At 68.3% G+C, this 26013-nt stretch carries 31 protein-coding genes, 1 tRNA gene and 1 other RNA gene; 6 read left to right on the top strand and 27 right to left on the bottom strand.

Translation table 11 applies throughout. The features are described 5' to 3' along the window. Positions 1-692: 692 nt before the first annotated feature. The gene (gene modA / locus ACZ6SD_RS19435; RefSeq protein WP_465318337.1) at positions 693-1418 is read right to left on the bottom strand and encodes a molybdate ABC transporter substrate-binding protein; all 726 of its coding nucleotides are present in this window, start codon (positions 1416-1418) and stop codon (positions 693-695) included. Positions 1419-1545: 127 nt separating this feature from the next. On the opposite strand from modA, the gene ACZ6SD_RS19430 reads away from it, so the two are divergent. Next, the gene (locus ACZ6SD_RS19430; protein ID WP_465318336.1) at positions 1546-2079 is read left to right on the top strand and encodes an EF-hand domain-containing protein; all 534 of its coding nucleotides are present in this window, start codon (positions 1546-1548) and stop codon (positions 2077-2079) included. A 1-nt stretch (position 2080) separates the two neighbouring features. Here ACZ6SD_RS19430 and ACZ6SD_RS19425 read toward each other — a convergent pair whose 3' ends face one another. Further along, positions 2081-2443 (bottom strand): STAS domain-containing protein, encoded by a 363-nt coding sequence (locus ACZ6SD_RS19425; RefSeq protein WP_465318335.1) that lies wholly within the window; start codon positions 2441-2443, stop codon positions 2081-2083. Between the two features lie 117 nt (positions 2444-2560). On the opposite strand from ACZ6SD_RS19425, the gene ACZ6SD_RS19420 reads away from it, so the two are divergent. The 3 genes from ACZ6SD_RS19420 (at position 2561) to ACZ6SD_RS19410 (ending at position 4334) form a co-directional block, all read left to right on the top strand. Next, positions 2561-2959, top strand: coding sequence for a hypothetical protein (locus ACZ6SD_RS19420; RefSeq protein WP_465318334.1), 399 nt, complete (start codon positions 2561-2563; stop codon positions 2957-2959). Between the two features lie 82 nt (positions 2960-3041). After that, positions 3042-3716: a DUF6766 family protein gene (locus ACZ6SD_RS19415; protein WP_465318333.1), complete on the top strand. Its 675-nt coding sequence runs from the start codon at positions 3042-3044 to the stop codon at positions 3714-3716. 18 nt (positions 3717-3734) lie between these two features. Then, positions 3735-4334 (top strand): flavodoxin family protein, encoded by a 600-nt coding sequence (locus ACZ6SD_RS19410; RefSeq protein ID WP_465318332.1) that lies wholly within the window; start codon positions 3735-3737, stop codon positions 4332-4334. A 31-nt stretch (positions 4335-4365) separates the two neighbouring features. Here the strand turns inward: ACZ6SD_RS19410 and ACZ6SD_RS19405 are convergent, their stop codons facing one another. From ACZ6SD_RS19405 to ACZ6SD_RS19355, 11 genes are all read right to left on the bottom strand, one after another. After that, entirely contained in the window at positions 4366-5160 is a 795-nt protein-coding gene (locus ACZ6SD_RS19405) for an SGNH/GDSL hydrolase family protein (RefSeq protein ID WP_465318331.1), read from the bottom strand. 120 nt (positions 5161-5280) lie between these two features. Further along, positions 5281-7605 (bottom strand): ATP-binding protein, encoded by a 2325-nt coding sequence (locus ACZ6SD_RS19400; protein WP_465318330.1) that lies wholly within the window; start codon positions 7603-7605, stop codon positions 5281-5283. 107 nt (positions 7606-7712) lie between these two features. Beyond that, positions 7713-8612: a trypsin-like serine peptidase gene (locus tag ACZ6SD_RS19395; RefSeq protein WP_465318339.1), complete on the bottom strand. Its 900-nt coding sequence runs from the start codon at positions 8610-8612 to the stop codon at positions 7713-7715. A 216-nt stretch (positions 8613-8828) separates the two neighbouring features. After that, positions 8829-11321, bottom strand: coding sequence for a CHAT domain-containing protein (locus ACZ6SD_RS19390; protein WP_465318329.1), 2493 nt, complete (start codon positions 11319-11321; stop codon positions 8829-8831). 17 nt (positions 11322-11338) lie between these two features. Beyond that, positions 11339-11806, bottom strand: coding sequence for a hypothetical protein (locus ACZ6SD_RS19385; protein ID WP_465318328.1), 468 nt, complete (start codon positions 11804-11806; stop codon positions 11339-11341). Beyond that, positions 11803-12411, bottom strand: coding sequence for an RNA polymerase sigma factor (locus tag ACZ6SD_RS19380; protein WP_465318327.1), 609 nt, complete (start codon positions 12409-12411; stop codon positions 11803-11805). Before ACZ6SD_RS19380 ends, ACZ6SD_RS19385 begins: the two co-directional genes overlap by 4 nt. Then, on the bottom strand, positions 12392-13906 hold the full coding sequence (locus ACZ6SD_RS19375; protein WP_465318326.1) for a S8 family serine peptidase: 1515 nt from the start codon (positions 13904-13906) through the stop codon (positions 12392-12394). Before ACZ6SD_RS19375 ends, ACZ6SD_RS19380 begins: the two co-directional genes overlap by 20 nt. A gap of 371 nt (positions 13907-14277) precedes the next feature. Continuing rightward, positions 14278-15090 carry a hypothetical protein gene (locus tag ACZ6SD_RS19370; protein WP_465318325.1) on the bottom strand — a complete coding sequence of 271 codons (813 nt, stop codon included), beginning with the start codon at positions 15088-15090 and terminating at the stop codon, positions 14278-14280. Between the two features lie 686 nt (positions 15091-15776). Continuing rightward, complete coding sequence (locus ACZ6SD_RS19365) at positions 15777-16400, bottom strand: hypothetical protein (RefSeq protein ID WP_465318324.1); 624 nt, start codon at positions 16398-16400, stop codon at positions 15777-15779. A gap of 15 nt (positions 16401-16415) precedes the next feature. Beyond that, positions 16416-16727, bottom strand: coding sequence for a type VII secretion target (locus ACZ6SD_RS19360; protein ID WP_465318323.1), 312 nt, complete (start codon positions 16725-16727; stop codon positions 16416-16418). After that, entirely contained in the window at positions 16724-17566 is an 843-nt protein-coding gene (locus tag ACZ6SD_RS19355) for a hypothetical protein (RefSeq protein WP_465318322.1), read from the bottom strand. Before ACZ6SD_RS19355 ends, ACZ6SD_RS19360 begins: the two co-directional genes overlap by 4 nt. Positions 17567-18075: 509 nt before the next feature. Here ACZ6SD_RS19355 and ACZ6SD_RS19350 point away from each other — a divergent pair. Together ACZ6SD_RS19350 and ACZ6SD_RS19345 are read left to right on the top strand one after the other, a co-directional pair. Further along, the gene (locus ACZ6SD_RS19350; protein WP_465318321.1) at positions 18076-18261 is read left to right on the top strand and encodes a hypothetical protein; all 186 of its coding nucleotides are present in this window, start codon (positions 18076-18078) and stop codon (positions 18259-18261) included. 83 nt (positions 18262-18344) lie between these two features. Further along, a tRNA-Arg gene (locus tag ACZ6SD_RS19345) sits at positions 18345-18416 on the top strand. A gap of 205 nt (positions 18417-18621) precedes the next feature. Here the strand turns inward: ACZ6SD_RS19345 and ACZ6SD_RS19340 are convergent. The 14 genes from ACZ6SD_RS19340 to ACZ6SD_RS19275 form a co-directional block, all read right to left on the bottom strand. Beyond that, positions 18622-19998, bottom strand: coding sequence for a tyrosine-type recombinase/integrase (locus ACZ6SD_RS19340; RefSeq protein WP_465318320.1), 1377 nt, complete (start codon positions 19996-19998; stop codon positions 18622-18624). Positions 19999-20019: 21 nt separating this feature from the next. Beyond that, positions 20020-20199 carry a helix-turn-helix transcriptional regulator gene (locus tag ACZ6SD_RS19335; protein WP_465318319.1) on the bottom strand — a complete coding sequence of 60 codons (180 nt, stop codon included), beginning with the start codon at positions 20197-20199 and terminating at the stop codon, positions 20020-20022. Between the two features lie 422 nt (positions 20200-20621). After that, entirely contained in the window at positions 20622-21044 is a 423-nt protein-coding gene (locus tag ACZ6SD_RS19330; RefSeq protein WP_465318318.1) for a hypothetical protein, read from the bottom strand. Positions 21045-21076: 32 nt separating this feature from the next. Beyond that, a complete protein-coding gene (locus ACZ6SD_RS19325) occupies positions 21077-21403 on the bottom strand; it encodes a hypothetical protein (protein WP_465318317.1) in 327 nt (108 codons plus the stop codon). Positions 21404-21562: 159 nt separating this feature from the next. Next, on the bottom strand, positions 21563-21865 hold the full coding sequence (locus tag ACZ6SD_RS19320) for a hypothetical protein (RefSeq protein WP_465318316.1): 303 nt from the start codon (positions 21863-21865) through the stop codon (positions 21563-21565). Further along, positions 21862-22014, bottom strand: a complete 153-nt coding sequence (locus ACZ6SD_RS19315) for a hypothetical protein (protein ID WP_465318315.1) — start codon at positions 22012-22014, stop codon at positions 21862-21864. The genes ACZ6SD_RS19320 and ACZ6SD_RS19315 overlap by 4 nt, the downstream gene beginning before the upstream one ends. Positions 22015-22147: 133 nt before the next feature. Next, positions 22148-22210, bottom strand: an RNA gene (locus ACZ6SD_RS19310) — hammerhead ribozyme type II. Continuing rightward, positions 22211-22648 carry a hypothetical protein gene (locus ACZ6SD_RS19305; protein ID WP_465318314.1) on the bottom strand — a complete coding sequence of 146 codons (438 nt, stop codon included), beginning with the start codon at positions 22646-22648 and terminating at the stop codon, positions 22211-22213. It abuts the RNA gene before it with no gap. A 139-nt stretch (positions 22649-22787) separates the two neighbouring features. Beyond that, entirely contained in the window at positions 22788-23489 is a 702-nt protein-coding gene (locus ACZ6SD_RS19300) for a hypothetical protein (protein WP_465318313.1), read from the bottom strand. 96 nt (positions 23490-23585) lie between these two features. Continuing rightward, positions 23586-23966 (bottom strand): hypothetical protein, encoded by a 381-nt coding sequence (locus tag ACZ6SD_RS19295; protein ID WP_465318312.1) that lies wholly within the window; start codon positions 23964-23966, stop codon positions 23586-23588. A gap of 94 nt (positions 23967-24060) precedes the next feature. Further along, entirely contained in the window at positions 24061-24387 is a 327-nt protein-coding gene (locus ACZ6SD_RS19290; RefSeq protein WP_465318311.1) for a hypothetical protein, read from the bottom strand. 52 nt (positions 24388-24439) lie between these two features. After that, positions 24440-24592, bottom strand: a complete 153-nt coding sequence (locus tag ACZ6SD_RS19285) for a hypothetical protein (RefSeq protein ID WP_465318310.1) — start codon at positions 24590-24592, stop codon at positions 24440-24442. A 41-nt stretch (positions 24593-24633) separates the two neighbouring features. Continuing rightward, the gene (locus ACZ6SD_RS19280) at positions 24634-24891 is read right to left on the bottom strand and encodes a hypothetical protein (protein ID WP_465318309.1); all 258 of its coding nucleotides are present in this window, start codon (positions 24889-24891) and stop codon (positions 24634-24636) included. A gap of 391 nt (positions 24892-25282) precedes the next feature. Continuing rightward, positions 25283-25939 (bottom strand): hypothetical protein, encoded by a 657-nt coding sequence (locus ACZ6SD_RS19275; protein WP_465318308.1) that lies wholly within the window; start codon positions 25937-25939, stop codon positions 25283-25285. Positions 25940-26013 lie beyond the last annotated feature (74 nt).

The raw sequence follows: 26013 nt of genomic DNA, 5'->3' as shown, positions 1-26013 counted from the left end.
GACGGGTGGGGAGCCTTCGGCCCCACGACCACGGCAAGTTTAGGGATCTTCCTTCTCCCCCAAAGAAACCACTCCACCCCATCGAGCACTGGGCGGGCGCTGGTTCGGCTTGGTTGGGGGAGGGTTTGCTGCTCCGCTCCCATCGAGCACCTGGTGAGCCTCGGTGCGGCCCGGCAGATGCTCGGGGGTGCTGCTCCACCCCATCGAGCACTGGGCGAGCGTAGGTGCGGTTGGCAGCAGAGCGGCTTGGCAGGAGGGCAGGTCCGCTGCGCGGTCTGCACCGCCGAGCACCTGGCGAGCCTGGGTGCGGCCTGGGAGGAGGGCAGGTTCGCTGCTCGGTCGAGCACCTGGCGGGCGCTGGTTCGGCCTGGCGGGAGGGCTGGTGTGCTGCTTCACCCATCGAGCACCCGGCAGGGCCGGGTAAGGGCTCCGTGGGGGCAGGTTTGCTGCTCGGTCCGCACCATCGAGCACCTGCCAGGGTTGGGTGCGCGGCCTGACAGATGGGCGGGGTGCGCTTGGCGAACCGGCCCCGACAAGGGGCACTCGACTGCCCCAACCACTGTCCTCAACGGCCGTTTTGCTGGCCCATCGCCCCCACAACAAAACCCCACCCACCCTGGGGGCCGGGCCCTGCTCCAGTCTACCGGGGCGGGGCGACAATCCAGGCGAGAACGATCTTGCCTGTGGATAACTCATGGCGCCTCGAAGCCTGCCTGGGTGAGTGTCTTGCGGCCTGCTGCTGAGAGGACGTAGTCCACGAAGGCTTGGGCGTCGGGTTTGTTGGGGGCGGTGGCGAGGACGGTGATGGGGTAGTCGTTGATGGCGGTGCTTGCTTGGGGGAAGTCGATCGCATCGACGGTTTCCGACGCCGCTTTGGTGTCGGTTTGGTACACCAGGGCCGCGTCCACTTCGCCTAGGCGGACCTTGGAGAGGGCGGCTTTCACGTCCTGTTCCAGGGTGTCGGGGGCGGGGGTCACGCCTGCTGCGGCGAACGCCTTTTTCGCTGCTTCGCCGCAGGGGACCTGGGGGGCGCAGAGGGCGATCTTGCGGGTGGGGTCGGCGAAGTCCGGTAGGGCGGTGATGTTGCCGGGGTTTCCCTTGGGGACGGCGATCGTCAGGCGGTTGCGGGCGAACGTGGTGGCGGCGGCGCCGGGGAGCATGGTGGTGGGGGAGGCTGCGGCGAAGACGTCGGCGGGGGCGCCCTCGGTGATCTGGCGGGCCAGGGTGGAGCTGCCGCCGAAGTTGAAGGTCACCTTTGTGCCGGGGGTGGCCGCCTCGAAGTCCTTGCCGATTTGGGTGAAGGACTCGGTTAGGGAGGCTGCGGCGAACACGGTCAGCTGCCGAGAGGCGCTGGGGGTGGCGCAGGCGGTGGCCGACAGGGCGGCCAGGGTGGCGATGGCGAGTGCGAGACGGGGCATGCGCGGCCTTCTGGTGGGGCGGCTGTGGTCGAACCGCAGATTCGGCGTTCTGAAGAGTTTAGTCACGCGTCTGCGTCATTTCCATGGGTGGTTACGCTTGTGGGCTCCACGGCGAGGGGTGGGTGCGATGGCCAGCGAGTTCCAGCGGCGCAAGGTCGGCGGCGTGTTTCGGGCGATGGATCACGATGGGGACGGATTCCTGGACGAGGGCGACTTCGCGGCGCTGACGCGGCGGTGGGCGGTGTTGCGGGGAGCCGCGCCTGGCTCGGCCGCGCACGGGAGGCTGGCGGCGATCATGATGGGGTGGTGGCACACCCTGCTGACCGCGTCGGGGCTTGACCCGGGCGGCAAGGTCGGGCTGGACGAGGTGCTGGTGGTGGTCGACCGGCTCGATCGGATGAGTGAGGCCGTGCGGGACACGGCCGCGGTGATGTTCGAGGCGGTGGACGCGGACTCCGACGGGATGATCTCCGGGGCCGAGTACCGGCAGTTGGTCGAGGCGTGGAGTGGTTCGGCGGTCGACACCGACGACGTCTTCGCGCTGGTTGACCAGGATGGTGACGGGTTTCTGTCGCTGGCCGAGTTCACGGACCTCTGGCTGGAGTTCTGGGCGGGGGACGACCCGGACGCGCCCGGGAACCTGGTGTTCGGCCGGGTGTGACTCAGCGGGCGGGGTGGTCGGTGCGGGTGAGGGCTTCGGACACCGTGGTCGCGGTGGTGAGTTCGTCCAGCAGGCCGGTGATTTGCAGGGACCGGTGCGCCGCGGTGCCGGGGGTGACCACGATGACGGTCGGCACCCGGGCGTGATCGTGGGTCTCGATCAGGACGGCTAAGCCCGCTGAGCCCAGGAACCGCACGCCGGTCAGGTCGGCGATGACGCCGCTGGGGGTGGGGACGGCATTGGCCGCCGCGGTGAGGGCGGCTGACAAGACGGGGGCGGTGGCGATGTCGACGTCGCCCGTGGCGTGGACGATCACGCGGCCGGTGTGGCGTTCGGTCGTCGTGGTGAGTGTGGACTCGGTCATCGCCTTGCCTTGCCTCGGGCGCGGGAGCGCGGGTCCGACCACGGGTGTCGTGGGACGAGGCTAGCGGCTGCGGGTTCGACAGGTGTGGATCGAGTGGCGGTGGGTAGTCCGCTCTCTATGACGGTGTTCCGATACGGCGTCGGGGCCGCCGCGGTGGCGGTCCTCGTGGCTGGCTGCGGGTCCAGCGCGGAGCCGGAAGTCGCGGCGGCGGTGCGGGATTTCTCCTCGGCGGTCACCGAGGGTGACACCGGGACCGCCTGCGCGGCGTTGGCGCCGCGGGTCCTCGCACAGTGGGGAGCGGTGGGCGAGTTCTGCGACCAAGAGCTGGGCGCCGCTCTCTCCGAGCCGCCGGGGCCGCCGGGCGAGGTGCAGGCGTGGGGCGAGACGGCGATGGTCCGCGCGGGCGCGGACACCGTGTTCCTCATCCGCTCCGGCGACCGGTGGCTGATCACTGGAGCCGGGTGCCAGTCGACGGGCGCGGACGAGCCCTACACCTGTGCGGTGGGTGGACCATGACAGCCCGGCTGATGCTCGTTCTGTACCTGGTGTTCGTCCTGGGCGGACTGGCGTACTTCGTCACGATAGGACTGGCCCAGCAATGAAAGCCTTCTTGCGCGACAACGGTCTGTCGATCGCCTTCGGGCTGCTGCTCCTCGGTTCCCTGGTGGGCCAGGCGGTGTCGGGGCACGCGATGGCCGTGAACAAGCTGGTGGCCCAAGGGGTGGACGGCATCACCATGGGCCAGTACCTGACGTCCGCGGACTTCGCCGTCGACGTCGCGGAGAACTGGCAGTCGGAGTACCTGCAGTTCTTCCTCTACATCATGGCCACGGTCTGGCTGGTGCAGCGCGGGTCGCCGGAGTCGAAGCCCGCTTCCCGCATCGGCACCGAGACCGACGAGGAGCAGAAGGTCGGCGCGTACGCCACAAAGGACTCGCCCGCGTGGGCGCGCGCGGGCGGGTGGCGCACCGCGCTGTTCTCGCGGTCGCTCGGGCTGGTCATGGCGGGGCTGTTCCTGCTGTCCTGGCTGGCGCAGTCGGTCGCGGGCGTCGCGGCCTACAACAGCGAGCAGATCATGGACTTCGAGGAACCGCTGACCTGGGCGCGGTATCTCGGCGCGGCCGACTTCTGGAATCGGTCCCTGCAGAACTGGCAGTCGGAGTTCCTGGCCATCGGATCGATGGCGATTCTGAGTGTCTACTTGCGACAGCGTGGCTCGCCGGAGTCCAAGCCGGTCGGCGCGGCCCATGCCACCACAGACGAAAACGGCTGAGAAACGGGAGGAGACCCGGTGCGTGTCGTCGTGCTCAACTGCTCGTTGAAGTCCTCTTCGGACTCGTCCAACACCCAGCGGCTCGCCGATGTGGTGACCGCGGAGCTGGAAGGCCGCGGCGCCAAGGTGACCGTGCACCGCCTCGCCGACCTGTCCATCCCGCCGGGCGTCGAGACCGACCTCGGCGACGGCGACCAGTGGCCGCTGGTGCACGCCGACCTGCTGGCCGCCGAGATCCTGATTGTGGCGTCGCCGACCTGGGTGGGCAGGCCGTCTTCGCTGGCGCAGCGGGCGATCGAGCGGATGGACGCCATGCTGTCCGAGACCGACGACCAAGGCCGCCCGGTGGCCTACAACCGGGTCGCGGGGGTCGTGGTCACCGGCAACGAGGACGGCGCGCACCACGTGATCAGCGAGATCGCGGGCGCCCTCGGCGACATCGGCTACACCGTGCCCGGCCAGGCGTGGACGTACTGGAACATGGGCCCCGGCCCCGGCCCGGACTACGCCGACACCGACCACGGCCACGAGTGGTCGCACCAGACCGCGAAGACCATGGCGCACAACCTGCACTCGGTGGCCAAAGCCCTGGCGCGGGAACCGATCCCGCCCGCGTGACCCGCGCCAGGGCTTTGTCCGCTCAGTCCGCTCAGCCCGCGACCTTGTTGAGGGCCTGGAGGTAGCCCTTTTCCTGTCCGGCCGCGTTCGGGTGGTAGGACTCGACGAGGTTGAACCAGTTGACGCCCCGGATCCACGGCGCCGCCGAGCACACGCCGTGGCCCGCGAACTCGTCGCGCACGTCCTCGAAGACGAAACCGGCCTGCCGCGCCCGATCCGCGATGATCGCGTTCAGCTTGTCGGCTCCGTCGTTGAGGGCGTTGCGCTTGGGCAGGCTGATCGAGCACGACGCCGGGCCGGAGGCGAAGATCTGCGGGTAGCCCAGCACGATCACCCGCGCGTTGGGCGAGCGCTTCTTGATCTCGGCGTAAGTGTTATCCAGCTTGGCGGGCAACGCGGTCTGGGCGTTGTTCGCGGACTGGTTGACCTTGTTCACGCACTGGCTGTCGGAGCCGGTCGTGCAGGTGGTCATCACGCCAGCGAAGTCGACGTCGTTGCCGCCGATGCTGATCGTCACCATGGTCGTGTCGGCGGTGAGCGCGGAAACCTGGTTGTTGAGCACGTTCGCGGTCGTGGCCCCGGCGCAGGCGACGGACTTCGAGGTCACCTCGGGGTGCGCCGCCGCCCACAGCTGCGTGGCCGCTTTGGCGCTGCGGTAGCAGAATCCGCTGTTGCCGTAGCTGCCCGCGCCGGTGCCAGCGGCGTAGGAGTCGCCGAGGGCGACGTACTTGCCGCCCGCCGCGCTCGCGGGAAGCGCCGCGGCGATGAGGCCGCCGGTCGCGGCCGCCGCGGCGACGGCGAGCGCCATTGCTCGGGTGAAACGCATGGATTACCTCCGTGGAGCAGGCGCGACCGGCGTGCGGCCATGCCTGGTGATCGGTCCACAAGTGTGGGCTGGCGCACGAGATCCGGGCGTCCGCCGAAATACGTAGTCGGGCTGTTCGGGCTACGTATGCGGGCGGGAACGGCCCGGCGCGGCTAACTCGGACCGCCGCTGGGCGACCCAGGTGGCGATCTGGGCGCGGTTCCCGAACCCCAATTTGGTGAGGATGTGCTGGACGTGCGTCGTCGCGGTGCGCACGGAGATGACGAGCTTGGCCGCGATGGCCCGGTTGGACAGTCCTTCCGCGACGAGTTCGGCGACCTCCAGCTCGCGCCGGGTCAGCACCATCGGCGACTCCGGCTCGGCCGCCTCGCTCGGCGAGGGGTGTCCGAGGGCGAAGTGCCAGGCCTCGACCGGGCTCAGCGCCCGGCCGACCTGGAACGCCGACTCGAACGCCGCCTCGCCGAGCGCGGACTTGGCGATCGCGAAATTGTGGTTGTGCGGCACGGAAACCGCGATATCCGGGGCGACACCGTGCGAGTCCCACACCGCAGCGGCCGCGCCGAACAGGCTTGCGGCCCGCCGGTAATCCCCTTTGCGGGTGGCCACCCAGGCCAGGGCGTCGATGTTGTACGCCGCGGGCAGGCCGCTGCCGATCGTCAGGTCGCCGCGCAGCGCCGCCGCCGCGGCGGCCGCGGCGACCTCGACGTCGCCGAACTGGCTCTCGATTATCGCCACGCCGAACTGGGACATGTTGTGGTAGTAGGTTTCCCCGCGCTCCTGGGTGAGCTCGGTCATCCGGCGCAGCACGGCCCGGCCGGTCTCCAGATCGCCCATGAACGCGGCCGCGACGCCCTGGATGAACAGCGGGTGCAGCTCGCGGCGCACCTCGCCGAGCGCGCGGAACTCCTCGGCCGCCGCCGCGGCGAGGTCGCGGCTGCCGGGCTGGACCTGGATGACCGAGGAGAGCTCGCGCACCGAGGTGACGAACGGCGCGGCCAGCGGATCGGCCGCGCGGTCGAGCCCGGCTTCGGCCTCGTTCAGCAGCGCCTCGGCGGTGTCGAACTCGGTCTGCCACACCGAGAACAGGGCCAGGGTCGTCAGCGCGCGGGCGCGCGCGGGGTGGTCCGGCGGCGCGGCGGCCAGCGCCCGGGTCAGCCAGGTCTGCAACTCGGGGCCGGAGCCGCGCAGCCCCCAGTACTCGTCCAGGCGCGCGGTCATCCGCAGCGCCGTCCCCGCCTCGCCCGGCTCGGTGACCGACCAGTCGAGCGCGGCCCGCAGATTGGCGTGCTCGTGGTGCAGCCTGCGGGTCCACGCGAGCTGCCGCGCGCTGACCCACTCCGCGTCGGCGGTCGCGGTGAGCTGGTCGAACCAGTCGCGGTGCCGCCGCCGCGTCGCGGTGTCCTCGCCGAGTTCCACCAGGCGCTCGCCGCCGTAGGCGCGCAGCGTCTCCAGCATCCGGTACCGGGCGTGGTCGCCCACTTCCTCCCGGATGAGCACGGACTTGTCCAGCAGCCCCTCCAGCAGGTCCAGCACCTCCTCCGGCGCGAGGTCCGGGCCCGCGCAGACCTGCTCGGCCGCGTCGAGGTCGAACGTCCCGGCGAACACCGACGCCCGCGCCCACACGGCCTGCTCCTGCGGCGAGCACAACCGGTAGCTCCAGTCGATGGTCGAGCGCAGGGTCCGGTGGCGCTGCGGCCTGCGCTGCCCGGAGGCCAGCAGGCCCAGCCCGTCGCCCAGCCGCTCGTTGATCTGCCGAGGGGTCAGCGACCGCACCCGGGCCGCGGCGAGCTCGATCGCCAGCGGCACCCCGTCGAGGTCCCGGCACAGCTTGGCCACGTCGGCGGCGTTGTCCTCGGTGAGCTGGAACGACGGGCAGGTCGCCGCCACCCGGTCCAGGAACAGCTCGACGCTCGGGTACCCGGGCAGCTCGGCCGGGCGCGTGGCGTCCTCGCCCGGGGCGGGCAGCGGGGGCACCGGCATGAGGTGCTCGCCCGCGAGCCCGAGCGACTGCCTGCTGGTCGCCAGGATCACCGTGCGCGGGCACTCGGTCAGCACCGCGTGGGCGAGTTCGGCGCACGCGTCGAGCAGGTGCTCGCAGTTGTCCAGCAGCAGCAGGACCTGCCGGTCGCGCAGGTAGTCGACCACCTGCCGGGAGACCACCCGGGTGGCGCGCTGCTGGAGGCCGAGCGCGTCGGCGACGGCGTTGGGCACCAGCGGCGCGTCGCGCAACTCGGCCAGGCCGACGAAGGTCACGCCGTCGCGGAACGCCCGCGCGGCGTCCTGCGCGACCCGCCTGGCCAGCCGGGTCTTGCCGACACCCCCGGGCCCGGTGAGGGTGATCAGGCGCGCGGTTCCCAGCAGCCGTCGCACCGCGGACGCCTGGTCGCGTCGGCCGACGTAGCTGGTGACGTCCGCGGCCGCGTTGCCGCCCGTGACACTCAGCACTCGCACCTCGCAGACTGAACCAGTCCGCCCACCCTAATGGCAACCACGCGCCGGTTGCCCCTCGCCCGAACGGGCGAGGGGCAACCGGGTGGTCACGCGGGGTCAGGTCATGCGGCCTGCGCGGTGTTGTAGAGCGCCTGGGCTTCCTTGCCGAAGTACGGGCCGAACAGCGCGCTGGGCATGAAGACGTACCCGAAGCTGTTCACCGACGCCTGCACGCCGAGGCCGGTGGCCTCGTCGAACTTCAGGAACCACGGGCCGCCGCTGGCGCCGTTCTTCATCCCGCAGGTGATCCGGTGGTCGCGGGTGATGAGGAAGTCGGTGGAGGTCTTGCCGCTGCAGTAGATGAGCTTCTCGCCGTTGTACGGCGGCGAGGGCACCGCCGGGTAGCCGAAGGCGTACATGTCCTGGTTCCGGGGCTGGTTGAACGCGATCCCCTGGCCGCCGACGACGTCGGTGAGGCTCTTGCCGTCGACCTGGTCCACCACCGCGGCGCCGATGTCGAAGTTCATGTCCTCAGAGGACTCCCACTGCGGCACGGTCAGCGTCTTCTTCGCGGGCCACTGCCCGAACGGCGCGGCGCCGTCGCGGTAGCCGGGCACGAAGACCCAGTTGGTGTGCCACTTGCCCTGGTACTTCACGCAGTGCCCCGCGGTCATCACCACGCTGCGGTTGGCACTGGTCACCGCGTTGGCCGAGCAGGCCGCCCGGCGGTCGCCGAGGGTGAAGAAGACTCGGCCCGCGGTCTTGGTCACCGCGCCGCCGCCGGTCCACTCGGTGCCCTTGTCGGGGAACGCGTACGGCTCCACCGCGGTGGGCTGGATGGTCGTGGGCGTCCCCAGCTTCCGCTCGGCCGCCTTGCTGATCTTGCCGAGCTTGTCGCCGATCAGGTTCTCGACCGGAACGGCCGAGCGCATCTCCTCGGCCGACCAGACCTTGGCGGTCTTGGCCTCGTTCACGGCGACCGCGGCGGGCGCCGCGCCGACCGGGGACACAACCGCCAGCATCGTCACACTCGCCGCGGACAGGGCAAGCCCCGCCGCCAGAATCTTCCGCTTCACAGCCACCTCGGATCACTCACGTGGACGGCTCCCCGACCGGAGACGTCGCGCTCGCGGGCCGGACTCACGCTTCTCGGACCCGCCTGCGGCAACCCTGGCTTGCCTACCGGCAGGTAAACATCGGCCGATCTACGTATTTGACTGCCGTGCGTAGTCGCCTGGTCAGTCGCCGGAGCCGAAGCAGACGAACGGCATCGGGGTGTCGGTCTGGGTGGCCTCGGCGATGGCGCGGCCGGGCGGGACGCCTCGGGCGACGGCGCGGTGGTAGGCCGTCATGACCTCGACGACGGCGGTGTCGTCGACGCGGGCGACGGCGGAGACGACGGTGCGGCTGCCGCTGTAGAGCAGGGCGGCGGTGAAGCCCAGGATCTCGTCGCCCGCGCGGACGACGGCCCTGCCGGTGTCGCAGGAGGACAGCACGACATGCGCGGGGACGGCGGCGAGCTGGTGGACGTCGTAGGCCATCAGCGGGCCGTCGACCAGGTCGAGCCGGGAGAACAGGACGTTCTCCTGCTCGTGGTGGCCGTGGCAGGCGAAGTGCGCGAGGCCGCGGTGGTCGATGTCCTTGAGGGTGGCCTCGACGGTGGCGTACGGGCCGTCCAGCACCGTGGCGTCGGGGTAAATCTTGGCCAGGCTGTCGACCTCGTCGCCTGCGTGGTCGAGGTTGGGGCCGCCGACGAGCAGCACCGGGCCGCTCGGGCGGGGCGCCCGGTGCGTGGTGACCCAGGTGGACGGAGACGGGGTGACGGTGACCGGGCGCCCGCGCAGCGGGGCGAGCAGGTTCCAGGGGACCGCGGAGAGGCCGCGGGTGGGGGCGAGGACGAGGTCGCGGTCGCCGATCAGGTCGAGCAGCGGGTCGAGCAGGTGCTCGGTGAGGGTGGCGAGCTGGTGCCGCGTGGACAGCTCGATCGTCTGGCGCAGGCCGGTGGGCAGCCAGCGGCCGCAGACGGCGTCGAGGTCGCTGCGCAGCCGGGCGATGGCCTCGTGCACCGTCGCCGGGTCGCCCAGGCGCAGCAGTGTCGCCTGGCCGTCGCCGACCACCTGGGCCATGAGCCGAGAGCCGTCGGTGAGGTAACTGACCAGCACGCTGTCGCTGGCGGCGAGTTCGGCGGTCAGCTCGCCGAAGCTCGCCTCGGTGGTGTGCTCGCCGGTGCCGTCGACCCGCCAGCCGCGGGCGCGGATCTCGCGTTCGAGCTGGGTGCAGCGGCGCTGGGCGGCCGCGTCGTGGCTGCCCGCGAGCTCGGCGGCCCTGGCCTGGCGGGCGTAGTGGCGCAGCTCGGCCACCGCGTCGACGGTCTGCTCGTCGGCGGGGGTGCGCACCGGGCGGAACCGGAACGCCTGCGCCCGGGTCCGCTCCAGCCACCGGTAGACGACCTCCGGCGACCCGCTGTCCAGCGCCGCGGCCAGCCCGGCGCCCGCCAACTCGCCGCCCAGCGAGGTCGTGCCGGTCTGCAGGTCGAGGCTGCCGAAGCGGCCGCGGTGGTCGCGCAGCAGCGCCAGCCCCCGGCGGGCCTGGGCGAAGGTCGTGGCCCGGTCCCCGGCCGCCGCGCCCAGCTCGGCCAGCGCGAGCCTGCGCAGCAGCCGGACCTCCAGCGGCGCGCCCGGCCGGTCCCGACCGGCCAGCAGCGCGCGGGCCTCGGCGAGCCTGCCCAGGGCGACGGTGGTCCGCGCGGCCAGCAGGGCGGCCACGTCCGCGTCGATGCGCAGCCCCAGCGCGCGCAGCCGCTCGGCCAGCAGCGCCGCCCCGCGCGCGACGCCCGCGGTGCGGCGGCCCCCGTCGAAGTCCGCGCGCAGCATCGTCAGCTCCGCCACCGCGGCCCAGGTGTCATTGCCCCGCCTGCGGAACCGCCGCCGCGCCCGCGCCGCCCACCGCCGCGCCTCGGCGGGGTATCCGGCCGCGAGGTTCGCCCGCGCCATGGTCAGCTCGGCCTCGGCGTGCTCCTGGGTCATCCGCAGCCGGGGAAACCGCCGCAGCGCCCCGGTCAGCTCGGTCGCCGCCTCGCTGGGCAGCCCGGCGGCCAGCAGCGCCCGCGCCCGGTCCGCGGCCAGCACCACCAGCATCCCCTCGCCCTGGTCGGCGTAGACCGCGGCGGCGATGTCGAAGTCGCGCAGCGCGGCTGGGATGTCCCCGGTCAGCACCCGGCACTGCCCGCGCCCGTGGACGGCCTTGGCCACCGTGCGCGGCATCCCGTCCGCCGCGCCGAGCGAGTCGCCGATCCGCGCGCACTGGTCCAGGTCGGCCAGCGCGAGCCGCACCCGCCCGGCGATCTGGTGCAGCATCCCCCGGTTGAGCAGCACCCGCGCCAGCGCCGCCCGGTCCTCGCCACGGCGCAGCACCGCGATCGCCTCGTCGAAGAACGCCAGCGCGTCGTCCATGCGGCCCACCAGCACCGACACCAGCGCCCGCTGCGAGAGCACCAGCGCCCGGTCGCCTGGCGCGGCGACCTCGTCGGCGCGGTCGAGCAGCAGCAGCGCCTCGCCGGTGTTGCCGAGCGCGACCTCCGCCGCGGCCAGCGTCCCCAGCAGCCGCGCGGTCAGCGGTGACGAGCGCTCCGGCCAGCCCGACTCGCGCAGCGCGCGGCGCAGCAGGCTCGCGCCCGCTTTCGGCCTGCCGCTGTTGACCACCTCGATCGCGCGCCGGTGCAGTGCGCGCACGCGGTCCTCCACGGCGCCTACAGCTTCATCGTCGGGGTGCTCACGATCCCGGTCTGGCCGCTGGGCCGGACCACGAACTGGACCATGCCCGCGGGGACCCGGGCCAGGGAGAACCGGCCGTCCGCGCTGGAGCTGGTGGTGACCGGGCCGGACGCGGTGCGCGCCTCGACGGCGTGCCCGCCCGCGGGCGAGAGCCAGCCGTCGACCCGCAGCGACCCGTCGGCGTTCGACTCGATCTTCACCATGATGGTCAGGGCAGGGCTGTCGAAGGTGATCACCCGGCTGTGCTCGCCCCGGGCGCCCGCCGCCATCGGCATCTCGGTCGCGCGCAGCATCTCGATCTCGGTGTCGATGTCGGCGAGGTCGATGGCGAACTTGACCCGTTCGACCAGATCGTCCGGCACCGGGTCGAGCGCTTCGCAGAGCCCGCGGATCTCGCGCAGGATCTCCCAGTCAAGGTCGTCGAGCTCGCCGTCCGCTGTCACCGCCAGCTCCCCTTCTCGTCGGCAAGCAGCACGGTACGCAACCGGGCTAGGCAGCGCCCCCGGACTGGTCCGATGCTACCCCTGGGCATGCCCAGCGCGGCGCTGACTTCGGCGTAATCGGGGCGGTGGACGAACGCGACGAAGCGCAGCAACTCCTGGCAGCGGCGGGGCAACCGGCCCACCGCGGCCCACAGCCGGTTCCTGCGGTCGGTGAACACCGCGTGCTCCTCCGGTTGGAGTTCGGGATCGCGGACATGCTCAAGGCCCACCGCCATCGGCGCCTCGGCGCTGTGCTCGTCGCGCATCCGCCACGCGGTCCGCTTGGTCACCGTGATCAGCCACGCGGTCAGCGCGACCGGGGTGTGGATGTCGGCGATCGAGCCGAGCAGCGACAGCCACGCCGACTGCACCGCGTCCGCGCTGCGCTCCCGGTCCAGGCCCTGCGCCCGCGCGACCTGCCACAGCATCGGGGTGAGCCGGACCGCGACCTGGCCCAGCGCGCGCCGGTCGCCGCGCCGGGCCAGGTCGAGCAGGACGGCAAGCCCTTCGTAGTCGGTGAAAGGCTTGCCGCCCTCGGCCTGCCTGCTAGGCCGCGTGCCGCTCATAGCAGCGCTCAAGTGCCGCCCAGGCCCGCTTCACCACGGTGTCCGGGTCGACGTTGGCGAGCCCGAGGCCGGTGTCGCACGCCCCGACCTCGATGAGCGCGTTCGCCAGCGCCGCCGCGGCCATCGGGGCAGCGAACGACGTGCCGTCCCACACCGCGAAGCCGCTGCTGAAATCGTCCGGGTCCAGCCCGCAGCGGTGCTCGTCGGCGAAGTCGGGCTGCCGGGGCCCGCTGACGTCGGTCGGGAACGTGCTGACCACGCCCGCGCCCGTCGCCCAGCAGGTGACCCAGTCGCCGTCGTTGGAGAACACGGTCTTGGTCGCGTTCGGGTTGAGCGCGCCGACGCTGATCACCTGCGGCCCCGCCCCCGGCTGCTCCGGGGTCTCGGCCAGCGCCGCCGGGTAGTAGCGCCTGCTGGTCGACTGGTTGCCCGCCGCGGCCACCACCAGCACGCCCTGCTCGGTCAGCCGGTTGACGACCTCGGCGACGTGCGTCGTGTACTTGGCGTCGGCGGGCGTCTCGTCCAGGTAGCCCAGCGACAGCGACACCACGTCGACCATGTCCTCCTGCCGACCCAGCGCCGGGTTCTGCGCGCGCTCGACCCGCCGGGAGATCTCCCACAGCGCGGCGAGCACATCGGACCCGTGCGCGATGCCGTCGCTGTGCATCACCCGCACCGCCAGCACATCCGCGCTCGGCGCGACCTGCCGGACGATCCCGGCGATGAACGTGCCGTGCCCGATGTTGCTGTCGATGTCCCGGATGAGCGTCTCGGACTCGGCGGGCGAGTCCCAGTAGTCCAACAGGGACGGCGAGCCCGGCACCGCGTTCTGCCGGATCAGCTCCTGCGCCTCGTCCAGCACGGAAAGGAACCCGTCGGGCGGCGGTGGCGTCGTCCGGTCCGGGATGCCGAACCACGGGTGCGGCCCGATCCCGGAGTCCAGCACCGCGATGACCGGCCTGCGGGCGAGCCGGTCCGTGCCGGCTTCCCCCCGGTCCGGCGGGTTCAGCGCCAGCGCCACCGGCACCCGCGACGCCCCCCGTGTCGACCGGCGGTAGGAGCCGTCCACGACCTCGCCGTTGGTGTCCCACGGCGTGCCGGTGATGGTGACCGCGCTAAACATCAAGTGGTCCAACGAGATCCGCCCCACGGCGTCCCGGTCCAGCACGCAGTCGTCCCGGTCGGCCGCGGTCCGCAGCCGCTGCAACACCGCCCACGAGTCCACTTCGTCCGGATCGCCGTCGCCGCTGGGCCGCAACACGACTGGCCGGGCCACACGCCCGTCCACCGCCGCGTCGATCGGCGCCAGGCCCGAGGCGTCCATGACCTGGTTGATGGCCTCGACCCGGGTCTCGTCACCGAGGATGTCGTTGGGGATCAACAACACCCGCCGCCGGTACGCGGTGGGCCGCGGCCGCGGCCACCCCGCGGCGACCTCGGCGCGCTCCGGGTCGAGCACCCGCCCGCCGTGCCGGTCCAACAGGTCCTGCGGCACGCGCAATCTGGCCGAGGACCCCCTCTCTTGCTCCCCCTTGGAAATCATGTCCAGCCTGCGTCGAACAAATCGGATCGCCATATGGCCTCCCCTTCTCGCATCTGGCGGATCCACTATCCATCGTCAGGTGTGTTCGCGGGGCCGTTTGAATACACCTACGTGGTCACGAAATGATAACGGCTGAACTGTTGAGATCGTCAAGGTTTGATCTCGGCGGACCACCGCTGTTGGCCGGAAACCGCGCGGTCGGCGGCCTGCTGGGCGCGCGCGCCGCTGGGCCCGTGCAGGCGCGTGGAGCAGTGTGCCCCAGCGAGACCGGCTGATGTTCCGATTTCCACAAGTTCGACCCATGGCGAATTCGTCCGACCGCCTCACCCGTCCCCGATGACCGGCGGCGGCGCGTCGGACCTGGTGCCGTAAAGGTCATCCGCTTCTTCCCTGGTGTAAAGGGCAAGCCACTTCTGCCCGTTCTGCTCCCGCGGGCCTGCGCTTTCGACCACCGCCGACTCCGGCTTGGCGCGAAGCTGGGCCACCGTCTCGGTGAGCCGCGCGATCGTGGCCCCCGCGTCGCGCAGGTCGTGGTCCAGCAGCCGCTGACGCCTCAGCGCCTCGTCCAGCGCGGCCTCGGCGAGCCTGAGCCGTTCCACTGTGGACTCGTACTGTCGCGTCACCAGCCGCGCCTGCCCCCGGGCGGCGTCGCGCTCGGCCCGCAGCGTGCGAATCTCCTTGCGAATCGACTCGTGGGCCTCCGGCGGCCCGGCGACCGTGGTGCGCAGGGCAGCTACCTCCTGCTCAAGCAGCCGCGCCCTGGCCACCGCCGCGTCCCGTTCACGGTGGACGGTCGCGATGTCCGGCTCGGCGGGAAGTTCGGCCGCGACCAGGGCCGTCCACTGGCGATGCCACGGTCCGTGCGCGTCAGCCGGAACCCCGCACACCGTCAGGTAGGCGGTCAGGAAGTCGCGACGGGGAAGCTCCCCCGCGAGCACCTGCCCGATCTTGGTGCGCCGCAGCCGCCCACCACTGCGACTCTCGACTTCCCGGTGCGACAACGGCCCCGCCAACACCCGCAATTGGTCCAAGCAAGCGGCGAACTCCGCCACGCTCCGCACCCGCTCCAGCGCGATGGGCGAGGTGTCGACCACCTGCACGGCCCGAATCGGCCGAGGGTTGTCGACGGCGCTCATCCCGGCCACCGAGGGTGGTAGCCGCGCCTGCTCGCCGTCGGCTGGGTGCGGGGGTTGTCGGCGATGTTCATGTGGTTCGCCCCGTTATCCCGGCCATCCGAAGATGGCCGCTGTGGTTGTAGGCCGCATCTGCTCGCTGACCGTGTTCACCCGGTTCGCCCCGCTCTTGCTTGGCACCGGTGATGGTCCGCCTGCTTGTGGAGGTGGAGCCGGTCGGCGGTGCGGGCGTGGTTTGCCTTGCCTGTTTTGGCTGCGGTGGTGGTTGCTGTGTTCGTTTGTCCGGTTGGGGGCGGTGTGGTTTGGGGCTGGGGTGGTTGTTGTGGTGTCGGTGGCTGTGGCGGTTGAGGCGTTCGGGGGTGTGCGCGTCGTTCGCTTTGCCTGTCTTGGCTTGTGGAGGTGGTTGCTGTGTTCGTTTGTCTGGATGGGACGGTGTGGTTTGCCTTGTTCTTCTTGGGGCTTGTGGCGGTTGGGGGCGGTCGGCGGTGTGCGCGGGTTTGCCTCGCCCGTCCTGGCCTGCGGAGGTGGTAGCCGCGTTCGCTTGCCTGGTTGTGGTTGCGGGGTTGTCGATGGTGCCACTGTGGTTTGCCCGGCAGTGCGCGCCCAGTTCGCCTCGCTCATCCCCGCCAGCGGAGGTGGTAGCTGTGGTCGCCGGTCGGCGTCGGTCGGGTGCGCCTGGTTCACCCCGTTCATCCGGGCCACCGGAGGTGGTCGGCGCGCTCGCTCGCCAGCATCTGGTCGCGGAGGCGGTCGGCCGCCTGGTAGGTCTGGGCGAACTCCGCGGCGACCTGCCGCACGTCAGGTCGGACTGCCGGGACCGGAGCCTGCGCCAAGGCCGCCGGTGCCGGGAGCGGTTCAGGCCGGGGCGCCACCGGATCGGGGCGCGGCGTGGGCGGTGGCGGATCGGTGAAGTCGATGTGGCCGAGTTGGTCGAGTTCGGCGGCCCAGGCCAGCAGGTCGTCGGCGACCATGCCGGTGTGCCGGGCCCACAGCGCGTGCAGCCGGGGGCGGTCGGCTGGCTCCGCCCACAGGTCGGGCAGGTTGTGCAGGAACGTGTTGTGGCCCCCGACCCGCTCCACGGCCTTGGCGTGCACGTCGGCGACCTGCCGCCACTGCGACTCAAGCTTCGGCAGCCCGGTGCCGACCAGGGCGTCGCGCGCCGCGCCGGTGTAGTGCTGCGGTGTCAGCCGCGCCGTGAGGTTGTCACCGGCCGACAGGGCCTCGTCGTGGGCTTCCAGCGTCTCGGTGAGAATGCGCACCAGGTTGCGCGCGCCCGGCGGCTGCGTCGGGTCGTCAGGAATCGGCGGCCCCATCGGTCGTCACTCTCCTCATCGGTCCCGCAGAACGCGCTCGATCGCGCTCGCGGCCGCGGCGTCGGTGTCCTGGTAGCTCGCGCGGGCGGCCGCGAGGTGCTCGGCGAGCCGCTCGGTTCCCCCGGCCAACCGCTCCATCGCCGCCTGCAGGCTCCGCCGGTAGGTGATCACCGCGGTGCGGAGCGGATCGGTGTCGGGCCACTTGTCGTCCTCGAACCAGTCCCGCTGCCAGGCGGTCCGGATGATCTCGGCGAGGTCGTCGGCCGCGCGCGCCAGCCCCGCCAGCTCGGCGAGGTCGACGGCGAAGCCCTGCTGTTCTGGGGTCACCGGCGCACCAGCCGTGCCAGGTCCATAGGCGACCAGCGCCTGCCGACGTGCGCGCCGTGGCCGCCCAGCGGGTTCACCACCAGGCCGATCCGCCCGGCGGAGACCAGGATGTCGAGGATCTTGCGGCCTGGGGCGTCGGTCGCCACGTCCGACTCGGGGGCGCGGACCGCGGTCAGGTACTGCCGCAGCAGGCCCGCGTCGGTGAATACCGCCAGGTTCTCACCGAAGTCGGCGGTGGTCGCGGTCACCAGGTTCCCGCGCGCGGAGACGGCGAAGTGCAGGGTCGCCTGGGCGAGCAGAGCGTCATCGACTTCGCCGCGCCCGGCCCCGTTCCACCCGGCGATCAGCTCCCCGAAAGCGCTTTCGGGGAGCAGGTAGCTCCGGTGGCCGGTCCCGCCCCGCAGGCTCGCGTACTCGGCCTCCAGGCGGACTAGCGCGTCGATCTCGTCGTCGGGCGGCCAGGGGAACTTGCCCTTGAGCTGGTCGAACAGGTGGTTGCGGCGCAGTTCCGACAGCCGGGTGTTCGTGGTGCTGGTGTCCCAGCCCGCGCCGTGACGGCGCCGCAACAGCGCGAGGCGGTCGGTGAGTCCCAGCGGGGTGAGTTCTGGGTCCCGCGGCAGGTTGTACATGGCCTCCAAAGCGGTGATCCACTTCGGCGCGCGGGTGACCCGCCTGATCACCCCCGACACCTGCCAGACGACCTTGGCCAGCACAACCTCCGCCGGGTCGTCGTCGAAGACGTGCATTCTCTCCGCCAACGGCACGGTCAGGAATTCCGCGAGATCGGGACGCCGCACCCCCGCCCCCTTGTGGAGCTTCTCCTCGACAGGCACCGCCACCGCGTCGCTCCCTTTCAGCCGCCAGCAGCAATAAAGTGATCAAGATAGTAGCGGCCCCGATCGGCACTGTCGCGCGCAGCGCCGAAAAGTCCGAGAAGCACATTCTTGCCACCGATTTGCCACTGCCCGATCCTGACCGCGACTGACCGGATCTGACCGCACCCCCCGGCGCGGAACTTGCCACGAACTTGCCGCCCCCACACCACATCCCTTACCCACCAGGCGAAGCGGCAACTTCCCCACAAGTTGCCGCTGGTCCTGAGCGTCGGCACTGGCAAGTTCTCGGCAAGTGTCCACTATTTGTCCAACACCGGACTGCCGGTTCCCCCGTTTCGTTTCTCCGCGCCCGTCCCCGAGAAGGCGTCCTGGCAAGTTGCCTGGTCATTGCCAGACTGAACTTCCTATTCCGGAACACATCTCATTAGCGTGGTAGCGCATCCACTCACGCCCGCCGAATCCGTGCGCGGCCCCGTTGGCTCCACCACAGCCCAAGAAGGAGAGACCCATCCATGTGGACCTGGCTGCTCCTGGCGTACCTGGCAATCCTCATCACCACCATCGCCTGCGCGGCCCCCGTCGCCCTGTTCGCCACCAACCACCGCCGAGCCACCCGCGCCCACCGCATCCTCAACATCGCCATCGGCGCCCTCAGCGGCACCGTCGGCATCCTGGCCGCCACCCTGCGCCTCCATTGACCGGAACCCACCCCCAGCCCCCACTACCCCGGGCCGGTGCGGACCCACCCACACCGTGCGCTAAACTTTCCCCGTCGCCGAGCGCCCCTGTAGCTCAGGGGATAGAGCACCGCCCTCCGGAGGCGGGAGCGCAGGTTCGAATCCTGCCAGGGGCACTCCAGGCAGAAGGCCCCCGACCAGCGAAAATGCCGGTCGGGGGCCTTCTCGCATGTCCGGCTGTATCCGGGTGAAACCGGCCGTTTGCGGCCATCTGTGCCGATGGTGTGCCGACGAAACCGGCTCGGTGGCGATCTTGGCCCGATTCCGACGTCGATAAGCGTGGCCTTGGTCACGCAACAGAGCGTCACCCCAGGCGGCTGTTCACCACGCCGAGAGCGCCTTCTCGATCAAAGCTTGAACGCCTTCATCCTCGTCATCGAGGACGTGGGCGTAGATCCGGAGAAGCACCTCCAGGGAGTGGCCAGCGAGCTCGGCGATCCGAGCGGGCGAGATGCCGAGCGAGAACAGCAGCGACACTCCCGCGTGCCGCAGGTCGTAGGGAGTCGCCAGCACATTCGTCGGCAGGAGCTCCTCGGGAAGCGACGCCTCCCGCGCCTCACGGAAGATGCGGAGCGGCATCCACTTCGACAACTCCTCCGTGTTGCGTACTCCGCGGAACAGGCGCCCGTCCGAGGTCGTGCCGAACTCGCGGATGTGCCATTGCAGGCCAGCGGTCAGCGACGGCGGCGACCAGGCGACGCGCACGGTGCCTTCGTCGCGTTGCTTGAGGCCGCGCTTCTCCCGTTGCTCGCCGTCGTCGGTCCAGTCCGTGCCCGCGTATGGTCGAGCGTCGGTGAGGTAGATCTTGCCCCAGCCACCGTCTTTCGGGAGTGCGAGCTGTGGAAGACTCAGCGCCGCAGCCTCCTCCGGGCGTAGGAGTGCCTCGTACTGCGCTTGGAAGTAGACCTTGAGGCGCTTTCCGACCTTGCCCCGCTCTCCCACGGCACGCAGAAACTCCGCGGTCTGGCGAGGGTTGGCCACTCGGCGTGGGTCGATGGCTTGGATCGTCTTCCTCGGTGCGTTGGTCCACTTGAAACCCGCGAGCGGGTTGACCTCGAACTGCTTCTTGACGACGGTAGCCCACTCCAGGGCGGTCCCGAGGATCTTGCGCTGCCGGGAGATGACGCTGGCTGCGGACGGTTTGCCGTCAAGTTTGGTCAGGAGGAGGTTCAGCATCGGCCGCAGCACGTCGGGGTTGCTCAGGTCGGACACCGGGCGGGTGTTTTCGCTGAGCCACTTGAGTGCCTTGCGTACATCCTCGGGGATGTCGTCCGCTTCCCGCCTCAGTGTGTTGAAGGCGTAGCGGGTCATCGCCCTGCGCAGGAGCTTGTCGTCGGGCTTGCCACGAAGGTTGGAGTACATCCCTGGAGTGACCCGAGTCAGCGCCTCAGCTTGCGTGCGCCGGGTCGTGGCGGCAATGTGCGGCCATCGCTCGTCGATCCAGGCGCACGCGAACTCGTACCAACTCAACCTCGCCACGGCCTGGGCCATCGAAACCGGCAAACCGTCAGAGATCCGGAAGGCTTCGCCGCGCGCCGCTGCGGCCTTGAGAGTGGAGAGGAAGCCCTCGGCAAGCGCGCTATTCTGGAACTTTTCCTTGTGTCGCTCCTGCTTGACGCTCCACCGGACCCAGTAAGTCTTCCCAACCCCCTTTCGCTTGCTCTTGTGTTCGTACTCTTCCGTCTTGTAGAAGCGCACATCAAAGGATAAAGGTTCCAACTACTTCTCCTCCAGGCTGTCCAACCACCTCTCGTAGTCGGAAACTCGAACACGGATCTCTCCGTTGGGTAATTTGAGGCAGCGAGGGCCACGACCCTTTATCCGCCAGTCGTAAAAAGTGGAACGGGAAATCTCCAGGTCGGCACATACTTCGGCAACTGTGAGGCGGCGTGAAGCCAATTGGTCATTCTCCGGACATTTAGCGAGCTACTGACTCCGGGGCGTACCCCTCCGGGCCGTTTCCCGAGTGTAGGTACTCAGCAGTGCGACGTTGGCCAACTTAAGGTGACATCTGGCGACCAGATCGTTCGATGTGTACGCGTCGGGACTGTTCGGTCAGGTGGAGCAGTCCTGCCGGGCACTCGTAGATCCGGTTTTCGCGCTTTATTCCCCGCCGAGAAGCGGGGTTTAGTCGATCTGCGTGACGCTCGCGTTTACTTCGGGCTCTCCCGAGAGCTTTCGCCGCGTCATATTCGTCCTCGAACCCGCGCTTGCGGCAGTCGTCACACCACACGTGGGGAACTGTCTTAATGTTGCTCACAAGGTCACATCCAGAGAGAGCCAGCACTGAACTAAGATTCAGTGTGGCGGGGGAGGCGTTGCTACTTCCGGTTTTGCGTGCACCCACACCCGCGAGCCGCGCACTTGGCGCCGAACCGCGGGTGTTCATGCATTCCGTGCGGGTGGTGGCACGAGGAACAGTGCTCAGTAGGCGCAGCGGTGTTGTCTGCGATCCGGGCGAGGAGCGCTCCTGTGCTGTAGAGCTTCAGTGACATGGACTCGCCGCCCAGGCCAGCCTTCTTGGCGAGCTTGAGTACTTCGGCGTCGCTGGTCAGCGGTCCCCACGCGAGTTGGAGTTGCCCTGGGCCGCCTCGGTGAACCCAGGCGTAGAACTCGCGGTCGGCGAACAGTTCCGCAACCTTCTTGATGACGTCCTTCGCCAGGGCCTCGGCCGAGTCGTAACTGTCGCTTTCGAGCAGGGACACGATGGCCGCGATTTCATCTTTGCGGGGTGTGATCCTCACTTACGTCCGATCGTTTGATAGAAACTTACACGTTATTCTGCGTTCACGGGCGCATCCAGCGACCCGAACTCGCCTTGTTCGGCGATGTGTTGGCTGAGTTCGATAAACTGTTCATTATGTCGGAACCGGGTCCAACCGCACGAACACACCGGCGGGCTGCCGCCACTTCTCGGCACAATGGCCGGATAATGAATGTCCTCATAATGGCCGGGGTCCACAATGCGACCGCCGTAGATGTTGCGGACGTCCAGACATTCCCAGTCGGCGTACTGCTCGGGGCGCCGCCGTCGAGCCGTGTCGGGAGCTGCGGCATGGGCCGTGAACGACGTGCTGGCGGAACTAATATCTTTTGAATCCATTTTCATCTCCTTTGCGGGGCAGGCTCGGCCAGTTCAGCAGACTTCCCCATGACCGATACATGTCCGGATTTTCTGATCATTCAAGGTTGACAAAGGTTGCGGACACACTCTAGGCAGTGGTTAGGTTTTACCAATGGTGGCCATGCCGTTGGCGCGCCTTTAATAGTTATCTTCGATGAAGCTGCGGATGCCCAGCGTCTTGGTGCTGGTTCGGTAGTCGCGGCCGTAGTGCTCTCGCGCGTGCCGTTCACACAGGGGTTCGCTGTCCTGCCTGGTGGCACGGGCATCGCAGTAGTCGCATATCGGTCTGCGTTTGACCCATCCGAGCGTCGCGTCGTCCGACCAGGAACCTTCCGCGTGGAACGCGAACAGCACGGCTTGATCCCGGTTCTCGGCGAGAGTGAAAACCGTGGCCTTCTCCGAGTCTCGCACGAGGCGCACCGCGTACTCGGCCACCTTCATGCCGTCATCTGCTCCTCAACCCGCTGTTCCTCGTAGAACTCACGGCCCGACGCCATATTCGGAAAGTCCCAGAGGTCCGGTGGGCCGCCATCACTGTAAGAGATGACGACATACGTTTCTTCGCGCGAGATGCTGTCGTACAGTGCCACACAGCTACCGTCTGATAGATTTCTCCAATCGACTAGGCTGTATTCTTCCCCATCGTTCGTCATGATTAGACTCCTCATTAGGTAGCGATCCAACAGCACGGAAAGTTGTGCAGGTGAAAGTAGTGTGGGATCGCGTTGGCAGGCTCGTCAGCCCCGGAGCGCCAACCCGGAGGACCGCCCCAGGGCGGTTTCGCCATTAGTTCTGGTTCTTGGAGGCTTTGAGGAAGCTGATCCAAAAATTGGTGACCGTCGTTTCGATCACTAAGTGCGGCACCTCGACGATGCGAGCCACGCAGTCGTGTGTAAGCATCGCGTTCCCCGTCGCAACGGCTAGTCGCGCGAAATCCTCGTATGCCTCACCTTTACGCGCAAGCAGAGGTGCTGCTCGGTCCCGCAGGTCCCGGTAGGGCAAGGTCACCACGGACCGCACGTACGAGCTATGTGCGTCGTCGTCCACTAGGCCCAACTCCCAGACCGCCGAAGGGATGGCGGGGATCAGCGCGTGGATTGCGTCATGGCAGCCGATACAGCGGTTGCGGTCATTGCCGCTGTCGTACAGGGACGACCCCGTCGCCCCGGTCTCCGGGCAGTCCTCGGTGAAACACTGACCGCCGAAGCGGCCACGTTCGGTCATGCGATCTCCTTTGTTGTGGCAGGGCTCATCAGCGCGGGGACGCCGGTCCCGCGGACCCGGCACGGGCCAGGTTTCGCCGCCATCTCCGTCTCTTGCTTGCGGGTCCGAGTACGGACCACGACGAGCTGTCGAGGCGCTGTCAGCGCCGCGCTCCCGCCGTAGGACGGGCTTTCAGGGCGAGGGCCTTCAGGCGGTCAAGACCAGCCATGACGGCACTCCACACTCTCGCTGACCTAGAAGTCCGCTGCTCACCGTTCTGTTCGACAGACCCGATGCCTTCGACCATCAGGGCGTCGAGCGCGACCTGCGCAGCCTGCTCGGCATCCTCACGGCTGTAGAAGCCGCCCACCGAGTCGACGGTCTCCCAGGCCGGACGAACTCCGAGCTCGGCGCTGGACCATGCCACGAGCCGCTCGACCTTGACCATGTAGACCTCCCCGCGCGCCCATGCGCGGTACTCAGCGCGCTCGGCCTCCATGATCTGCCGCGCGAGGGTCTCCGGGGTGCCGTTGGCTTCGGGCACGTCGACCTGGTCCGGCATGAGGTACCAGACGGCACGGGAGCCGTCCGGGCTCGGACGTTCGAGCAGTAGGTGTGCGCCGTGGAACGCCCGCGCGTACCGGGCAAACAGCACCATCGCCCGGCACCTGTCGTGACGACTCTCGTAGTGGCGCCACTGATCAGCCAGTGGCCCGTAGTCCTCGTCAATGTCGATGTACTCCCGGTGATCGACTGTCACCACGTGCGCTGTGTGGTCGTAGTCCACGCGCGGGTTGACGGCGACATCGTCGAGCTCGATGGTCGCCCGGTAAGTCGGGGACGGGAGAAAAGCACTGGTCATCAATCGTTCCTTTGTCGTTGGTAAGGCTCGTCAGCGCGGGGATGCCGTCCCGCGGACCCCGCGCGGGGGTTTCGCCTGGTGAGGTCAGGTGAGATGTCATCCGTACGTCAATCTGCCAAAGCAAGCGACTTGCACAATGCAGTCAGCCGCATCACTGTCGATATGGCCGATCTCGATTCCATCCTCGTCGCGGCCCTCCCAGGCGCCCACGAGATAGCCACGGATTCTGTTGCTCACGAGCGTTTGTTCGGAATCGAGAATCTTGGCGATGGCGCCACGGATCTCGTCGCGCGTCAGATAAAACACCTCACCGCTTCCATCCTCTTCACGTTCGACGACCGTGAACGTCGTCCCCTCGGGTGCGCGGGCCAGTTGCGCCGTCGTTGGTGTTGCAGCCCAGTAGGTGATGCCGTACTCAGCCGCGTCAATAATGTCGTCTACGTTCTCGTCGCTAACCACTCTTGGGTCGAATTCCACTGTCCGTCCTCTTTACTGGCAGACTCGTCAGCCGGGGGATGCCAACCCTCGGGACCGCCTTGAAGAGACGGTTTCGTCAAAATGTGTCATACTCTTAGCAAAGTTTTTTCCTGTACTCCTCTTGCTCTGAACTGTCCATGCAGCCGCCACAAAACCCGTCCCAGGAGTCGGGGCCATCCGGATCGCCGTCGCAGCCAGGAGTCCGGCACAGGTTCTCTTCATTGAACTCGTTAAGCGCCTGGGCCTCGGCCTCTTCGGCGCTGTCGGCTTGGACTCCTGTCGACCATCTTTGATATTCACCGCCTTCACCCGAATGTGATTCGCTATCCACACTCCAGTGCTCGCCCTCGAAAACACCCGCGATCAGTAACTCATTCTCATTTTTGATCAATCCCGCGACTGTGTACGTCGCCATCGTCATCAAACTCCTCGTGTAGCAGGTCGGTCAGGGCCGGGCGCGCCTTTGCCATCGTTCACCGGTCGTCGTCATTGTCGCCTTCTTCTTCAGCCTCCCGTTCCCACATATTTGCTGTGTGCCCAAACATCAAACACGCGACAAAAAATGCCACAGACAACCATATGTATCGCTGATGAAGGTAACTAAGCCCGATGAACAGTTCGATCACAGCAACGAGTCTCATCAGATAGACTCCAACTATGGGCCATTTCACAGCAGCCCCAGGAATCTACGAATGACTGCCCTCTGTTCCCGCAGGTCCGCCAACTCTCGGTCTTTCTCCTCATTCCCATCGCGCGCGGAACGCAAGGCATCCCGGAGGTTCTCTAGGTTGATGATCAGGGCTTCGATGTTCAACTGTCCCGTCGCAAGATCGAAAAGTTCAAGGTTCATGACGGTGCCAAATGGCATTTGCCATATTAAACTGCGCAACCTGATCACCTGGTCGGCACTAATTTCTACATTCATCAGTTCATCTCCCGTGGCGACGGACTCGCTCCCCTGGGGCGCCACTCCCCAAAGAACCTATTTTGGAAGTTTCGCTAGTCACCTATTGCGGAGGACTTACCGTTGCTGCCACCGAACTCACTGAATAGGCGAGGCCCGTAGTCCCACGTCCGATCGACTGAACCACTTCGACCAACAGGTATTTCAGGTGCTCACGGGCATCCTCGATGGATGCCCGACCTGGGTCGGTGCCGTAGTCAAATGTCCAGTGGTCGAGATCCACCGCAAAGGTGAGGTCTACAAGAGCGGAAAAAGTAGATTTGCACATCACTCATTTTCTCCTGGTCCTAGCAGACTCATTAGTACTGGCAAGCCGCCCAGAGGACCGTCCAAGGACGGTTTCGCCAGATGGTCAGGAAGCGAACGTGAGTGTGATCTGAGCAGGGCAAGCCAAGGGAGTACGCCACTCCGCGATTACCGTTTGCAGCACGTAGGCGGTTGCGCCGTCGTGTCCGCGGTTGATCATCGAGACCGCGTTCTCGAACTCCCATTGATTCCCGCTGTACTCGTAGTACAGTTCACGGACGCGCGTCTCTGAAACATCGAAGCAGTCCCAGTAGTCGTGCGCCCAGCGTTCCAATTCTCTCATGACCTCCACGCGAATCCACCTGTCCCAGGCTTCTTTACGCATCTCGTCCTCGTACTCGGAGTACGAGCTCTCGTCGATGAGCAGAGAATCGTCCATATTTTCGATGGTGTTCACGACCGCCTCCAAGCGGTCAAGGCCGGTGTCGAGGTCGTCCTCGTTGCCCACGGGCAGCTCGCCGAGCTGCATCCACGCCAGCCCCTCGTCGTCGTTGATCGACACCTCGACGCCCACGAACTCTTGAAAGGCTCGAACATTCGCCGCGTCGTATTCGTTTCCCCAGCAATCCCCGTACCCGGCCAGGGTCACGGTCACGGCGTAGTGGTCGCGTGTTTCCGTTCCATCGCTCATCACGAGCTGGTAGAGCTGCTCGGCCGGAACCTTCGACAGGCCCCGCCGATAGGTGTCCTCGGTGAGCGACACGCGCCATGAGTCCAGTAGTCGTCCCCACAGCTCTACCGCTCGTGCGTACTGTTCTGGGGAGTAGGCATGAGTGA

It is taken from the genome of Actinokineospora sp. NPDC051303 (genome assembly GCF_055586285.1).
This window is presented reverse-complemented; position numbering and strand designations above follow the sequence as displayed.